Origin of the sequence: Anaerosalibacter bizertensis (assembly GCF_009696605.1) — a bacterium.
Classification (GTDB): Bacteria; Bacillota; Clostridia; order Tissierellales; family Sporanaerobacteraceae; genus Anaerosalibacter; species Anaerosalibacter bizertensis.
The window spans coordinates 37,027-52,810 of sequence record NZ_VULR01000015.1; the positions used below are offsets into that span (position 1 = coordinate 37,027).

Sequence of the window (15,784 nt, forward strand, 5' to 3'; positions counted from 1 at the left end):
AAAATAGTCCCCCTATTTTAATTTTTTACAAGATTCTCTTTTTAATAGTTCAGTTTTAAATACTATATGTTGTTGTTCTTTTTTATCTTCTATTAAATGAAATAATATTTCTGCACTCTTTCTACCCATTTCTTCTATTGGTTGTTTCACTGTAGTTATAGATGGATGGAAATACTCTGAGTATTCAATTCCATCAAATCCAACTATAGATATATCTTCAGGAATCCTTAAACCTCTGCTTAAGATTGCCTTTGAAGCACCTATTGCCATTATGTCTGAAGTAACAAATACTGCTGTTATGCCTAAACCTTTGTCCAACAATCTACTCATAGATTCATAGCCAGATTTAAAGGTATAATGGGCAAAGGATATGAGTTCTTCATTATATTCTATTCCATTTGCTTTTAAGGCCTTTTTATATCCTTCCTGTCTAAGCCTTCCTACGTTTTTGTCCCCTTCTCCAGTACTAATTAATCCAATCTTTTCATGTCCTAGCTTACATAGATAGTCTACTGCTTCAAAAGCTGCAATTTCGTTTTCTATTATGACACTGGAGAACACATCCTTATTTACTTCTTCAGTTATATTTATAGATGTTAAAACTATAGGAGTTTTTAAATTCAGTAGTTGATTGTTTTCTAAATCATCGAAATCTCCTCCAAGGCAGATCAAGCCTTTTAGTCTCTTTTCCTTTATAAGTTCTATAGCGACTTCAATATCGTTAGAGTTTTTCTCATTGTAATGGAGTATCATAGAATAATCTTTTTTATTTATTTCTTCTTCCACAGCCTTTATCATCTGTGAAAAAAATGGGTTATGGATACCTTTAACTAAAACCCCAATATTGTTTGTACTACTCCTCTTTAAATTCCTTGCACTATTGTTAGGAATATAGTTGTATTCCTCAATTATCTCCAAAACTTTTTCCCTAGTCTTGGCTCCTACATCTGGATGATCGTTTAAAACTCGGGATACAGTACTTACCCCAACACCTGCAATCTCTGCAATATCTTTTATGCTCAAATCAGCCATAGCATCACTCTTCCATATGTTTTAGGGAACGTTACCGAAAACGTTACCGGAAACGTTCCCAATTTCTTTTAATATCATTATACCACACCTTTTTAAATTTTCAAATATTAATTTATGAATAAAAGAAATAAGGCAAACTATACAAATCAGTCTGCCCTATTTCTATACCACATTATTTCAATAAATTTATAATAGTATTGTAAACAATTTCTGGTGCTACATTGAAGGAATAGTCTTTTTCCAATCTCTCTGTAAATTTATGAGCATCTTTACCAAAAGGCCCTATATTCAGTACAGGAAGATTTAGCTCTTGCAAATCTTCAATAGGTAGTTTATATTTTGTTCCAAATCCCGGCATATTGTTTTTCAAGGATTCAATAGCTTCTTCTTCCCTTGGAGCTGCTGCGTAGCTTAAATCAGAAATATAAGGATAGAATTTCTTAACTTTGATATCGTATTTAGAATCTGTGTTTTCAACAGTTTCCTTCACTGTATTTAAAAGTTTTTCTTCTAGTTTAGATTTACCTTCTACATATATATGTGGATAATATGGTGGTGAGAAGAATACTACAACTACAGGATCTTTATCTGACCACATATTGTGAACACCTTCTACTATTTTTAGTGCAAAGTCTCTATCGTCTACATTAGGATCATCCAGTAGTTCCTTATTTAAATCTTCTATTAGCTTATCTACTTCTTCCCCTCTTTCTTCCTTTACCTTCTTATATAGTTCGTCATAGGACATAACCCTTGATTTCCAAGGTAGCTTTTCATATGGAAACTTATTTGAATCACAGTATTTTTTATATTCTACATTTAAATTGTCAATTACCTTTTGGAAGGCTAGGTCTGCTCCTTCAATTACCTTAGCCATAACTTCATCTGGAGTACTTACATGGGTACCATAGTTAAAGTAAAGATGGCTAGTCTTTGCTGTTTGAACAGAATACTCTGGTTTTAAATCTTGTTGTCTTAAAGTAATCGGAGGTACAGTAACTTCTCCTTCTGCTTCGTCACAGTATTTAGTATTTAAATCTATTTCATTAGTTATAGCTGAAGATATTAGGTTAGAGTCTATTCCCTTGAAAGGATCCCCTGCATGGGTCTCTGCTCCAACTATATAGAATGTAGGCATTAGCTTTCCTACAGTACCTACATATACATATCTAGTATTATCCCCTTCATATCTTGCTGCACTATAGTCTGTATCAAGTACTGCTAGATATTCAAAGTTTTCTTTGTTTTTCAATTTAACTAGCTCAGGAACTACTGAAAGCATACCACCAGAGTTCCCTTCTTCATCACATACTCCTGCAAATACTATATTTCCTTCAAAATTTTCTACATCATTGGAGATTTCTTCTATTAAAGTCATAAGGGTAGCTACTCCACATTTCATATCGAATATACCTCTACCAAATAAATACTCTCCAGACTCTAAATCTTTAACTACATCTTCTGGAAGAGGTCTTCCTTTAAATTTCTCTACTAATTCTAAAGGTTTAGTAGCATATTCTTTTAAATCACCATAGTCAGATATTCCTACAGTATCTATATGGCCAATCAAAATAACTGTTTTATTACTATTCCCTTTTTCTCCTTTAACCATAGCCATTACACTTTTTCTTCCAAGAGGATCATCTATTACATCTACATAGTCAACATATTCTGGATGTTTTTTAAAATAATCCATTTCCATAAACTTTTCATATACCTTGTCAGCTACATTGTTTTCTTCTTTTGTTCCTACAACTCCTCGAATTTCTGTTAATTTTATTGTAAGATTTTTGATCTTTTTACTTATATCTTTATTCATTTTTCAAATACCTCCTAAGGTGACAATATAATAAAAGTATATTAAAAGATGCTATTTCCTAACTACTATTTTTGCATTCTTGCTAATTCTAATCATGTGAATAATTATCTTTTTCTTAGTTTATCAAAGGCAAATTTAAGTTTTTCTCCTGCTTCTACAATATCTTCATATGATCTAGAGTAAGCTAATCGTATATGCCCTTTTCCAAATTCTCCAAATGATGAACCGGGAACTCCTACTACTCCAACTTCTTCCAATAAATATTCTGCAACCTCAACATCTGATAATCCAAAAGAAGTAATTTTGGGAAACATATAAAAAGCTCCTTCAGGTTTAACAATTTGTAATCCTTTGATTTTGGATAAATCTTCATAAAAACGATCACCTCGGCGTTTAAACTCGGTAACCATATTCTCTATATATTTATCTCCATTATTAAAAGCTTCTACAGCACCATATTGGGCAAAAGCTGTAGCACATGTAGATAGGTTTTGATGCACTTTGTTGATATATCTAATCATATGATCTGGTCCTAATACATAACCAATTCTCCAACCCGTCATTGAAAAAGACTTTGAAGTTGACTTAACTACTAAAGTACGCTCTTTCATGTTTGGCAATGTACTTATTGAAACATGTTCCCCTTCATAATTAAATTCATCATAACATTCGTCTGAAATAACTACTAAATCATTTTCAATTGCAATATCTGCTATTAATTGAAGTTCTTCTTTTGACAACACATACCCAGTAGGATTATTTGGTGAATTAATTAAAAGCATCTTAGTCTTTGAAGTAATTCTTTTTCTAATTTCATTAATATCTAATTTCCAATTATTATCAATATATACTGGAACCTCTACTAACTTAACTCCTGTAATTAGAGCCATTTCAGAATAAGCTGAGAAAAAAGGACTAGTACAAAGTAACTCTTCACCAGCATCCATATAGGCTAGTAAAATTGCAGAAAGTGCTTCACAAGCTCCTGCTGTTACTGTGATTTCAGTTTCAGAATCATATTCTAATCCAAATCTTCTTTTTTCTTTATTAATAATAGCTTCCCTTAAAGGACGAATCCCATTTATATCTGTGTAGTGGACGTGCTCATTATCCAATGCTTTTTTTACTGCCTTTTTTGCCATTTCAGGAGAATCAAAATCAGGCCGTCCAATCTCCATATGAATAATTCTTTTGCCTTCTTCTTCTAAAGCATTTGCCTTGGTGAAAATTTCATATAATCCACCAAATTTAATATCTTTAATCCTAGAATTACTACTTCTCATATTATCACTTTTCCTTTCTTAAATAATTAAATAGAGGAGCCATTTTTCATTACAAATAACTTTTATTATTTTCAATTAATTATCTATATTTATTTTTCAGTTGCACTAGTATATTTAGCCCATGAGTCTTCAAAATACGGAGCATACTTTTCTAATTCTTGTGGCTCTGTCATAAGAGATACTATGATTACCAATGCTAAACTTAATGGAATACTTAAAAATAATGGTGGCCAACTTACTTTTATAACACTTTCTAAAATTAAATAGGAAATACCTCCCCCTAACATAGCAGCAATAATTCCTGAATTAGTTGCTCTTTTCCAAAACATCGTTGCAAATACTGGAACTAATAATCCGCCAGCTGCTAAAGAATAGCCAATTAAAAGTAATTCAATAACATCTGGTAGTAATACAGCAAATAATGTTGCAATCAAGCTTATTATAACAATTAAAATACGTGTTAAACGTAATCCAGATTTATCATCTAGTTTTTTCCCTCTTAAAGGTTCTAACACATCCTTGCTAAAGCAAGTTACAGCATTTAAGGCACAAGAAGCTGCTGTACTCATAGTAGCAGAAATAACTGATGCTACTAATACTCCAATTAATCCAGTTGGAAGTATTTTTACAATGCTTATTGCAAGAATTTGTTGTGCATTTGCTTCAGGAAACAGCAAGAAAGCAGACATGCCAACAAAAATAACTGGAATTGCTATAAAAATATAGAATACTCCACCTAGCAATGTTGATTTCCAGGTAACATCTAAATTTTTAGATGAAGCTATTCCTATGAATCCCGCTTGTGTGGTAAATCCCGTTAAAGCCGTAGGAATAATTATAGTACCTATAATTGTTCCCCAACCCATCACTCCAAAATCTCGAAAAGCATCTGGTATTGAACTCATTAATACACTCCATCCGCCAACTGCCTTTATTGATAATGGCATTAATATTCCAGCAAATCCCAAAATCATGATTGCTACTTGAATTATATTTATCTGAAATACAGACTTTAATCCTCCTGATAATGTATAGATAGTTACAATAACTGCTGTAATAATCATACTAGTTTTAAAGTCCCAGCCAAGGATTAATCTAAGAACTGTTCCTGTAGCTAATAGATTTGATGCAACAAACCCAGTATAAGCTAAGAAATTAGTGATACCAGCAAATATTTTAGGAAATTTTCCAAATCTATTTCCTATATAACCACCTATTGTAATAGAGTCTTTACGCTTCATTGCTCTATACATTCTTGGAGCAAATGGGGCCGCTACCCACATTCCGATAATATTTGAAATTGCAAACCAACTTCCTCCAAGTCCACTCTGATAGCCATAAGTAGTATTTCCAACTGTTGCAGGCCCTCCTGCCATATTGGCAGTTCTTCCAACTGCAGCTGTAAAAATCCCAAATCCTTCTCCACCAGCAAGTGCATCCTTATTCGTATGTACTTGCTTAGATACTATTGAACCGATAATTATTAATAGACCAAAATAAACAATTATTATGAATATATCAAATGAACCCATAAATATCCTCCTTATATAATACACTTATAATTAAATTATAATTTTCCTTTATTAACAATAGTTTTTAAGTCAATTTAAATCTTTTCTTGATTATTAAATTCTTTACAAGCATTAAAAAAGTTAAAGTACATGCACTACTAAATTGTATAACTTTAGTAGCTGGAACTATTGCAGTAAATTTAGATAAATCATTAAATAAAGCTGATTAACAGAATATAAATACTTGAATGTTAATACTAATTAGGAGGGCTTTGCAAATCTATAAAATTAAAATATGAAATTTAAAATCTCATTTTTAATGAGCTATCGCTCTATACTTTTTTATTTAATTTTATAGATCAAATTATGCAATTCCCTCAAGTAATTATATTTATATAAAAATTTAATCACCTCCTATGAGATATTTCAATAGTTTCATAATTCTTTATTGTTTGTATATTAAGTATTATTGCAAACATCATACCAATCATAAACTATTGAGTTTTATTTCCTTTCTCAATGGCTGTATATCAATATTCATATTTTTATTTTGAAAGTTTTTATGATATTATTTTAATAATTTATTATAATTTTATAAATAAAAAGACAGAAAACGCAAAGTTTTCTTTGCGTTTTCTGTCTTCTTATTTATAAATATTACATTTTATTTAATTTCAATTCCATAAGTATCTATTTTATATTTTAAACTTTGTCTTGATATTTTTAATAATTGAGCTGCTTCAGTTATAGTAGAACTACTTTTCAATGCTAATTCAATATATCCTTTTTCATAATCATCAACTGCATCATTCAAACAGAAATTACTATTTATACTAATTCTCGATGCTTTTTCTTGTTCTTTAGGTATTATATAATTTGGTAATTGCTCTTCCTCTATAATGTCATCTTCAGTAAAATTAAAGACACTTTCAATAACATGTTTTAATTCCCTTACATTACCTGGCCAATTATATTCCATAAATAAATCCATAACATCTTTGCTAACACCTTTTATATTTTTTCCCATTTTAAAATTGTATTCATTTATAAAACTATCTACCAGTAGAGGTATATCTTCTTTCCTTTCTCTAAGAGGTGGTATATGGATTAGGACTACACCTAATCTGTAGAAAAGATCCCTTCTCATTTTATTGTTTTCTAAGACTGAATAGATATCTTCATTTAAAATAGAAATAAGCTTTACATCAACATTTATTAAATCCTTACCACCAACCCGTCTAAAAGATTCGTTTTCTACTGTTCTAAGTAATTTAGATTGTAGATTTATATCCATAGAATTTATCTCATCTAATACTAAGGTACCGCCATCTGCCATCTCAAAAAGTCCCATTTTATTTTCTGCACCTGTGAAACTTCCTCTTGTAGTGCCGAAGAAAGTACTTTCTCCTAATGTTAATGGTATTGCTGAACAGTTTTGTACAATAAAAGGATTGTCCTTTCTTAGACTATGATTGTGTATAGATTGGGCTATTAGTTCCTTACCTGTACCTGTCTCTCCATATATCATAACAGGCGAGTTGGTTTGAGCAGCTTTAAGGGTCCTATTTTTCACTTTAATCATAGCATCATTTTTGGTTAGAATATCATCTATAGTAAATACATGATTTTTTTTCTTAGTTATATCTTCATATTTACTATTTTCTATGTCACGAATACTTTTATAGATATACCTGTTAATATCTACTGCACCTATTACTTCATTTCCCTCTTTTATAGGTAGAGTAGTAGATATAACAGTTACAGTTCTTTCTTTGAAAATATTTAAGTACTGCTTTTCATTTATTATTGGTTCTTTATTCTTTAACACTCTCATGATTGTACTAGTTTTTTCGTCCAAATGTTGATGTAATTCTAATATATGGAGTCCTACTGGATCCTTTACTATTCTACTTCCCAAACTTCTAAATACTTTATAGTATTCTATATATCCCTCCTTGTCAGTAACAACTAGAAAATCTATATGGTTAAATAGTGTGGGAATAATTTCTACATCTGTTTTCCGCATATTCTATGTAATACCCCCTTTTTTATATAGAAATGAAGAATATTGTAGTATATATTTTAATTTTATATTATCATTACTATTTCTAATATTCAAATAATATATTTTTTATAATAGCCTAATTGATTTTGTGGGATGTTTTTCTATTGAATAAAATAATAATTTAATGATATAATAAAAATAGTTTACATATGGGGGTGTATAATGGGGTGGTTGATAAAAATAATATGAACATGATAAATGAACAATTGTTTGAATTTATGACAAAAATATATAATGAAATGCAAGAAGGATTTAAACAAGTCAATTTAAAAATAGATGGTGTAGAGAATGAAGCTAAAAAAACAAATACTAAAATTGAACATGAAGTTATATCTAAATTAGATGCCTTATTTGATGGACACAAACAAAATTCTGATAAATTAGATAGAATTGAGGAAGAAGTGTCTAAACATGAGGAAATAATACTCAGGAGAATAAAGTAAAACAAAACATTTCACAGGTAGGAATACCTGTGAAATGTTTTGTTTTACTGAAAAAAATAATCATACCGTTGTTAGCATAATCCCTAATATTCAAATCAAACAATTTTATCTCTCATATACTATTTCTCCATCAAATATGGTCATTTCTACTTCTATATCTTTTATTTCATCTTCTGGTATTTCAAATATATTTCTTGAAAGGACTACTATATCTGCTACTTTTCCTTCTTCTATTGAACCTTTTATATCTTCTTCAAAGGAAGTATAGGATCCTGCTTTGGTGAATCCCCAAACTGCTTCTTCTACTGTAAGTTTCTGTTCTGGCATCCAACCACCTTCTGGATTTCCCTTTAAATCTTTCCTTGTAACTGCTTCATATATTCCATTTAGTACATCAAAGGATTCTACTGGTGCATCTGAGCCGCAAGCTATATGGACCCCACTATGCAATAGGGTTTTCCAGTTATAGCTGGTTTTAAGTAGTTCACTTCCTATTCTAGACTCAACTATCTTCCAGTCATAGTCTATGAATATTGGTTGGATATAGGCTATCATATTTAATTCTTTAAACTTGTTTAATAGGTATTCATCAGTTATTTGACAATGTACTATTCCATTACGATGGTCTTCTTTTGGGTTTTTCTCTAAAGCTTTTTCTATTGCTTCAAAGGCCATATACATTGCTTTATCTCCTATACAGTGAACTGCTATTTGCATACCATTATTATGGGCTACTTCTACTAGTTCATCTATTTCCTCTTGGGTAAATACTGGTATACCACAAGTTTCTGGACAGTCTGCATAGGGTTTAGTTAAAGCTGCCGTCCTTGCTCCAAGAGATCCATCTCCCAATAATTTCAATGGCCCTATTTTGAAATATTCATTCCCCAACCCTGTTCTATATCCTCTGTCTAAAAATCCTTTCAATCTTTCTATACTTGGTAGTAAACATTGTTCATATATTCTAAGACTAAGTTTTCCTTCCTTTTCTAATTCTCTATATGCTTTTATCATATTTTCATAGTTTTTCCCTGGTATAGCTTCAAAATCATCTGTTTGAATAGAAGTTATACCACAGGCATTGGCATCTTCTATACCTTCAAGTAGCATTTCCTTTATATCTTCTACTGTAGGTTCTGGAATCTTGCTAGTTAGAAGTTCTACAGCATTTTCTCTAAATATTCCTATAGGTTCACCCTTTTCATCTAAATCAAACTTTCCGCCTTCTATTTGGGAGGTATCTTTAGTTATTCCCGCTAATTCTAAGGCCTTGCTATTAGCTATTTGAATATGGCCACAGGCTCTAATTATAGCTATTGGATGTTCTGTTGAAGCCTTATCTAGATCATACCTAGTAGGGAAAGTTTTTTCATCTTTAAAATAATCATCATTCCATCCTCTTCCTACAATCCATTTCCCTTCTTTTATATTCTTATCTTCAATAAAGTCCTTTATCCTTCCTACTATATCATCTATGGATTCTGTTCCATTTAGATTTACAGCTCTACAAGAATATCCATAGCTAAGTAGATGCATATGGCTATCGTTAAAACCTGGAAGTACCGTTTTACCTTCTAAGTCTATTATTTCTGTATCATCCTTTTTCAAAGCTAGTATTTCTTCATTGGTACCTACTTTGGCTATTTTTCTATCCTTTATAGCTATAGCTTCAGCCCAAGACATATCTTTTGAAGCCATTGTAGCTATTTTTCCGTTTAAAATTATTTTATCCATATTAAAACCCCCTCTTTTAATTAATTCCATAGGTATATTATACATGGAAACTCCTTCCTATAAGCTACAGAAAGGAGTTTCATATTGTAATATGGCGTTATTACCTTTAGTTATTTTGTTGAAATGCTTGTAATTTTTAAGCTAATATTTTTTTAATTGTATTGTATGTTATATTAGGTACATTTTCAAAGGTATGTTTCATATGAACCCTTTCAGTTACTTTATGTCCATCTTTACCAAAGGTACCTATATTTACTACTGGGACATTTATAGCCAGTATATCATCTACATTGTATACATATTTTGTTCCCCAAGCTGGCATATTGTTTTCCAACGCCTTTAAATCTTCCAGATCATCACTTATTGTCATAAAGCTAGAGTCTGAAATATATGGATAGAACATTTTAGTTACTATAGGTTTATCTGAATACTTCTGTACAAAATCTATAGATTCATTGACACTATCCAATAGATTTTTCTCTTTTTCATCTTTTCCTGTTACTTCTATTCTAGCTGAAAATATTGAAGAGTAGTATATTATTATGGCTGGACTCCTATCTTCAACCCATTTCCAAGCTTCTTCTATAACCTTTGCACTGAATTCTCTTAAATCCATAGTTGGTTGTTTTTTATTTAATTCATCTGCAAAATCGCGTATATGTTTTTTAAATTTATCCCCATGAATATCTACTAATTCATTGTAAAACTCGTCCCAAGTATATACCCTTTTCTTCCATGGAAGCTTTGTATATGTATGGCCTCCTTTTTCACAAAATTCTTTATAGGAACTATTGGTATATTCTATAATATTGTCAAAGGCTTCTTCTGCCTTTTCTTTCATCTTTTCCATTACATCTTTTGGACTCATACTATGAGTAAAGAAGTTATAATAGGAATAAGCAGCTAAGGCAGTTTGAACTGTATATCCTTCTTTAAAATCTGCTTGTTTTAGTGACATTGGAGGTATAGTAACTTCTCCAAAGGCTTCATCACAAAGTTCTGGATTTAACTCTATAAGCCTTGTAAGCTCTGCTACTACTAAGTTTGGATCTAATCCACCAAAAGCTTGACCTACATGGGTTTCTTTTCCTACTACATAGAAGGATGGAAGTAGTTTTCCTATAGTTCCAAAGTATACATATCTGTTTTCATCTTTTGCATGATATGGAGTAGAATAATCTGCATTTATAGCTGCAACATATTCTAAGTTTTCCTTCTCTTTTATATCTTTAAAAACTTTCAAACCAGTTAATATACCATGGGAATTGTCTTCCTCATCACATTCTGCCAGTGCTATAAGATGTCCATTTAGTTCTTCTGGATGTTCTGAAAAATATTTTATTAAATACATATGGCCTGCTACTCCTGATTTCATATCAAGAGCCCCTCTTCCAAACATATACTCTCCTGAATCTATATCTGCATTTAGTTCTTCGTCTAAATTTAGTTTTCTTAAAGCCTCTGGAAGTTTGTCTGGATCAAAGGCATATTCTTTAATAGTGCCAAAATCATCTACTCCTACTGTATCTAAATGTCCCATAAGTATTATGGCTTTGTTTGAATCTCCTTTTGTACCTTTTACATGGGCAACAACTATATGCCTTTCTATTTCGTCATCTATTGTTTGTACCATTTGAAGTCTTTCTGGATTTTCTTTAAAGTATGGGATTTCTTTATAATAATCATATATTTTCTGTGCACATTTAGTTTCCCCATCTGTTTTTACTATACTTGGTACCTTCACTAATTCTTTAGTTATATTTTTAACTTCTTCCAAACAGTTTAAATACATATTAACCCTCCTATTTTTCATATACTATATTTCCATTGAAAATTGTCATCTCCACTTCTATATCTTTTATTTCGTCTTCTGGTATTTCAAATATATTTCTTGAAAGGACTACCATATCTGCTAATTTACCTTCTTCTATAGATCCCTTCACATTTTCTTCAAAGGAAGCATATGCTCCTCCCATAGTAAAGCAATGAACAGCTTCCTCTACTGTAAGGGTTTGATCTGGTTTCCATCCACCTTCTGGATTTCCATTTAAATCTTTACTTGTTACGGCTTCATAGATACCATTTAGTACATCGAAGGATTCTACTGGTGCATCTGAGCCAAATCCTAGATGGACTCCACTATGCAATAGGGTTTTCCAGTTATAGCTGGTTTTTAGTAGTTCGCTCCCTATTCTAGACTCTGCTATATGCCAATCATAGTCTAAGAATATTGGTTGAATATAAGCTACTGCATTTAATTCTTTAAACTTGTCTAATAGGTATTTATCAGTTATCTGGCAATGTACTATTCCGTAACGATGATCTTCTTTTGGATTTTTTGTTAAAGCTTTTTCCATTGCTTCAAATACCATGTACATTGCCTTATTTCCTATGCAGTGAACTGCTATTTGCATATCATTGTTATGAGCCATTTCTACTAGTTCATCTATTTCCTCTTGGGTAAATACTGGTATACCACAAGTTTCCGGACAATCTGCATAGGGTTTAGTTAAAGCTGCCGTTCTTGCTCCAAGTGATCCATCTCCTAATAACTTTAATGGCCCTATTTTAAAGAAATCGTCCCCATGTCCCGTTCTATATCCTCTATCTAAAAATCCTTTCAATCTTTCCATACTTGGTAGTAGACATTGTTCATATATCCTTAAGTTTATTTTCCCTTCTTCATTTAATTCTTTATAAGCTTTTATTATATTTTCATAATTTTTCCCCGGTATAGCTTCAAAGTCATCTGTTTGTACAGATGTAAGTCCACATTTGTTGGCATTTTCCATACCTTCAATGAGCATTTCTTTTATTTCTTCTACTGTAGGCTCTGGAATATGGCTAGTTATTAAACCTTGAGCTTTTTCCCTAAATATTCCTATAGGTTCCCCATTTTCATCAAGGTCAAATTTCCCCCCTTCTATTTGAGGAGAATCCTTGGTTATTCCAGCTAGTTCCATAGCCTTACTATTTGCTATTACTATATGATAACAAGCTCTTATAAAAACTATTGGGTGTTCAGTAGATATCTTGTCTAAATCGTATTTAGTAGGGAAAACCCTTTCGCCTTCTGTAAAATAATCTTGATTCCAGCCTATTCCTAAAATCCATTTCCCTGAAGCGATATTTCTTTCTTTTATAAAATTCTTTGTTCTTTCTATTATATTATCTATAGAAGTAGTTCCTACAAGATTTACATTTTGAAGATGATAACTATACATCAGTAAATGCATATGGCTATCATTAAATCCTGGAAGAAGAAGTTTCCCTTCTAAATCTATGACTTCTGTTTTATCATTTTTAAGTTCTAAAACTTCTTCTTTAGAACCTACTTTAGCTATTTTCCCATTTTCTACAGCTACAGCCTCAGCAAAAGAGTTCTTTGAGTCTATAGTTGCTACTTTTCCGTTGATAAAAATTCTGTCCAATATAAAGACCTCCTTTTTTGCTAACTACCTAGATGCTTTTTCCTTCTTGTCTTCATAAAATACTTCAAACTCTGGATCTACTTTGCCTATGCCTAAATATCTTGCTTTGTAGTCTTTAATAAGCTTGAAAAAAACAGGGCTAAGTATCAATATGGTTATAACATTTGCAAATGTTGGAATAGCTGATGTGAAATCTCCAAATAGCCATACTGCTGCTCCTGGTAGTCCACTTGTTACTGCCATAATTACTAAAAGCATTCCTGGTATAGGATATACCCATCTATATACTTTAAGGATATTGTCTTTTATATCAGGTCTATTTTTGAATAAGTGACGAAGAATAACTTCATAATATGCATACCAACCAGTTGTTGTTGAAAGTCCAAGTAAGAATATAGAAAATGCAATTATTATTCTTCCAAATCTACCTAAGCCTACTTCAAAAGCAGTTAAAGCCAATGTTGCTCCATCAAGTCCTGTTGACCATTGTCCAGTCATAATAACTACTAATGCTGTTATTGTACAAACTACAATTGTATCTATAAATACTTCAAATGCTCCCCAAAGTCCTTGTTTCACTGGATGTTCAACTTTAGCTGTAGCATGAATCATTGGAGAAGTACCCCAACCAGCTTCATTACTATATACGGCTCTTGCCATACCTAGTTGTAAAGCTTTCATAGCTCCTATACCAGCAAATCCTCCTACAGCTGCAGTACCGGTGAAAGCTCCTTTTACTATCATTGAAAGTGCTTGAGGAAGTACAGTAATGTTTTTGAATATTATTATAAGACCACCAACTATATAGAATAAACACATAAAAGGAACAATCTTTGCTGCTGCTTTACCTAAACTTGGAATACCACCACTTATGATTAAATAAGTACAGATTACATAAATAACACTTACAGTTATAAGGCTTATACCAAATGTATTACCTATGGCTTCTGATACAGTATAGTTTTGTAATGTTAAGAAAAATGTTGAGAATATTCCTGCACCAAATATTACTGCCAGTACAGGCCATATTTTAATTCCTCTTTCTTCTCCCAATCCTTTTTCCATGTAGAATGTAGGACCACCAAATGGAACACCATTCTCATCTTTATTTCTATAATATACTGATAAAGTTACTTCTGCCATCTTTAAAACCATGCCTAGAAGTGCTGACATCCACATCCAAAATATTGCTCCTGGGCCACCTACTGCTACTGCTGTAGCTACACCACCAATATTAGCAACACCTACAGATCCTCCTATAGCAACACTTATAGCTTCAAACGAAGAAAGTAAACCTTCCCCGCCCTCATCTTCTTCCTTACCTACAATAGAGCCGAAAGTTTTTTTCATTATATGTCCGAATTTTGAAAACTGAAAAAAGCCTGAACCAATAGTAAAATAAAGTCCCGTTACTGTCATCATAATAATTAGAGGGGGTCCCCATAGCCATCCAACTATCTTTGAAAATAATTCCATATAAATTCCTCCCTTATTTTGAAAGATTTGAAGAACCTAAAAAATTTCCTGTGTTTCACCTCCGTAGAAAACGTTTTCTTTTTTGGGTAAAAAAATATGAGTGAATTTGTATATGTGTTTGTATACATTCATTATATAAACAAGATTCTGACAATTCAATGGTTATTTTACCCCATATTTAAAGCTGTGTACAGATCTTGTTCTTTAACTATAGCTCCTCTTGATGTATTTACAAGAAAAGACGTACTTTTCATTGTTTTAAATGCTTCTATATCAAACATATATCTAGTTTCTTCAGTTAGAGGAATATGTAAAGTGATTATATCAGAATCTTTTAAAAGTCTTTCAAAATCAACAAACTTAACCCTTTCTTCTTTAAATTCCTCTTTTATTCTAGGATAATAAATTAAAATATTAACATTGAAATTTTTCAGACATAATTAACACACCATCCTATGAGTTTTTTGTATTTGTATACCTCTATAATTATAAAATCTTTTCAATTCTTTCTTTTAAACTTTCCCTTATATCGGTAATATGATTTTGTACTATCTTTGCAGCTTTTTCCCCGTCCTCTTCTTTAATGGCCTCTATTATTCGTTTATGTTCTGAAACTATAGTATTTGCTCTATCTAAAAAGGGGGCTATTAAAATATATCTATTATAACTTTCTACTAGCTCTAAAGTTAACCTTTTTAGTATTTCATTGTTAGTTGCCCTAGATATGACACAATGAAATTCTATATCTAGCTTCATAAACTGTTTTACATCTACCTCTTCATCTTGAAGAAGTTGTTCTTGTTGTTCTATTAAATAATGCATTTCTTTTATATCTTCATCTGTCCTTCTCTCAGCAGCTAATTTTACAGCAAGGGGCGAAAAGCCCACTTCTTTAGGTGTGGGATGGATAGCCCAAATATAAAACTATGTGTATGTATAATTTGGCAACGTACACAAAATGTGATACGATACAAGTATGGAAAATAAATA

Annotated in this window: 12 protein-coding genes; 1 reads left to right on the plus strand and 11 read right to left on the minus strand. The window is 31.5% G+C overall.

The window, feature by feature from the left end; all coding sequences use genetic code 11:
• Positions 1–12: 12 nt before the first annotated feature.
• From FYJ27_RS10145 to FYJ27_RS10165, 5 genes are all read right to left on the minus strand, one after another.
• Positions 13–1,032: a LacI family DNA-binding transcriptional regulator gene (locus FYJ27_RS10145; protein WP_154484735.1), complete on the minus strand. Its 1,020-nt coding sequence runs from the start codon at positions 1,030–1,032 to the stop codon at positions 13–15.
• A 172-nt stretch (positions 1,033–1,204) separates the two neighbouring features.
• Entirely contained in the window at positions 1,205–2,851 is a 1,647-nt protein-coding gene (locus FYJ27_RS10150; protein ID WP_154484736.1) for a M20/M25/M40 family metallo-hydrolase, read from the minus strand.
• A 104-nt stretch (positions 2,852–2,955) separates the two neighbouring features.
• Positions 2,956–4,134: a pyridoxal phosphate-dependent aminotransferase gene (locus FYJ27_RS10155; RefSeq protein WP_154484737.1), complete on the minus strand. Its 1,179-nt coding sequence runs from the start codon at positions 4,132–4,134 to the stop codon at positions 2,956–2,958.
• 89 nt (positions 4,135–4,223) lie between these two features.
• Positions 4,224–5,666, minus strand: a complete 1,443-nt coding sequence (locus FYJ27_RS10160; protein ID WP_154484738.1) for a sodium:solute symporter family protein — start codon at positions 5,664–5,666, stop codon at positions 4,224–4,226.
• Between the two features lie 643 nt (positions 5,667–6,309).
• A complete protein-coding gene (locus FYJ27_RS10165; protein ID WP_154484739.1) occupies positions 6,310–7,671 on the minus strand; it encodes a sigma-54 interaction domain-containing protein in 1,362 nt (453 codons plus the stop codon).
• 206 nt (positions 7,672–7,877) lie between these two features.
• On the opposite strand from FYJ27_RS10165, the gene FYJ27_RS10170 reads away from it, so the two are divergent.
• Positions 7,878–8,153, plus strand: a complete 276-nt coding sequence (locus tag FYJ27_RS10170; protein ID WP_229775534.1) for a hypothetical protein — start codon at positions 7,878–7,880, stop codon at positions 8,151–8,153.
• A 105-nt stretch (positions 8,154–8,258) separates the two neighbouring features.
• Here FYJ27_RS10170 and FYJ27_RS10175 read toward each other — a convergent pair whose 3' ends face one another.
• The 6 genes from FYJ27_RS10175 to FYJ27_RS10200 form a co-directional block, all read right to left on the minus strand.
• Positions 8,259–9,887: an amidohydrolase gene (locus FYJ27_RS10175; RefSeq protein WP_229775535.1), complete on the minus strand. Its 1,629-nt coding sequence runs from the start codon at positions 9,885–9,887 to the stop codon at positions 8,259–8,261.
• A 136-nt stretch (positions 9,888–10,023) separates the two neighbouring features.
• Complete coding sequence (locus FYJ27_RS10180; protein ID WP_154484741.1) at positions 10,024–11,679, minus strand: M20/M25/M40 family metallo-hydrolase; 1,656 nt, start codon at positions 11,677–11,679, stop codon at positions 10,024–10,026.
• 10 nt (positions 11,680–11,689) lie between these two features.
• A complete protein-coding gene (locus tag FYJ27_RS10185) occupies positions 11,690–13,318 on the minus strand; it encodes an amidohydrolase (protein WP_154484742.1) in 1,629 nt (542 codons plus the stop codon).
• A 24-nt stretch (positions 13,319–13,342) separates the two neighbouring features.
• The gene (locus FYJ27_RS10190) at positions 13,343–14,794 is read right to left on the minus strand and encodes an alanine/glycine:cation symporter family protein (RefSeq protein WP_154484743.1); all 1,452 of its coding nucleotides are present in this window, start codon (positions 14,792–14,794) and stop codon (positions 13,343–13,345) included.
• A gap of 167 nt (positions 14,795–14,961) precedes the next feature.
• The gene (locus tag FYJ27_RS10195) at positions 14,962–15,228 is read right to left on the minus strand and encodes an NAD(P)-dependent oxidoreductase (RefSeq protein ID WP_154484744.1); all 267 of its coding nucleotides are present in this window, start codon (positions 15,226–15,228) and stop codon (positions 14,962–14,964) included.
• A gap of 52 nt (positions 15,229–15,280) precedes the next feature.
• On the minus strand, positions 15,281–15,682 hold the full coding sequence (locus tag FYJ27_RS10200) for a FadR/GntR family transcriptional regulator (RefSeq protein ID WP_154484745.1): 402 nt from the start codon (positions 15,680–15,682) through the stop codon (positions 15,281–15,283).
• Positions 15,683–15,784: the final 102 nt, after the last annotated feature.

Excerpts from the sequence above, each read along its gene's own strand:
- FYJ27_RS10165 (WP_154484739.1), bottom strand. The coding sequence starts at position 7,671 with ATGCGGAAAACAGATGTAGAAATTATTCCCACACTATTTAACCATATA.
- FYJ27_RS10180 (WP_154484741.1), bottom strand. The coding sequence starts at position 11,679 with ATGTATTTAAACTGTTTGGAAGAAGTTAAAAATATAACTAAAGAATTA.
- FYJ27_RS10175 (WP_229775535.1), bottom strand. The coding sequence starts at position 9,887 with ATGGATAAAATAATTTTAAACGGAAAAATAGCTACAATGGCTTCAAAA.
- FYJ27_RS10160 (WP_154484738.1), bottom strand. The coding sequence starts at position 5,666 with ATGGGTTCATTTGATATATTCATAATAATTGTTTATTTTGGTCTATTA.
- FYJ27_RS10150 (WP_154484736.1), bottom strand. The coding sequence starts at position 2,851 with ATGAATAAAGATATAAGTAAAAAGATCAAAAATCTTACAATAAAATTA.
- FYJ27_RS10155 (WP_154484737.1), bottom strand. The coding sequence starts at position 4,134 with ATGAGAAGTAGTAATTCTAGGATTAAAGATATTAAATTTGGTGGATTA.
- FYJ27_RS10190 (WP_154484743.1), bottom strand. The coding sequence starts at position 14,794 with ATGGAATTATTTTCAAAGATAGTTGGATGGCTATGGGGACCCCCTCTA.
- FYJ27_RS10145 (WP_154484735.1), bottom strand. The coding sequence starts at position 1,032 with ATGGCTGATTTGAGCATAAAAGATATTGCAGAGATTGCAGGTGTTGGG.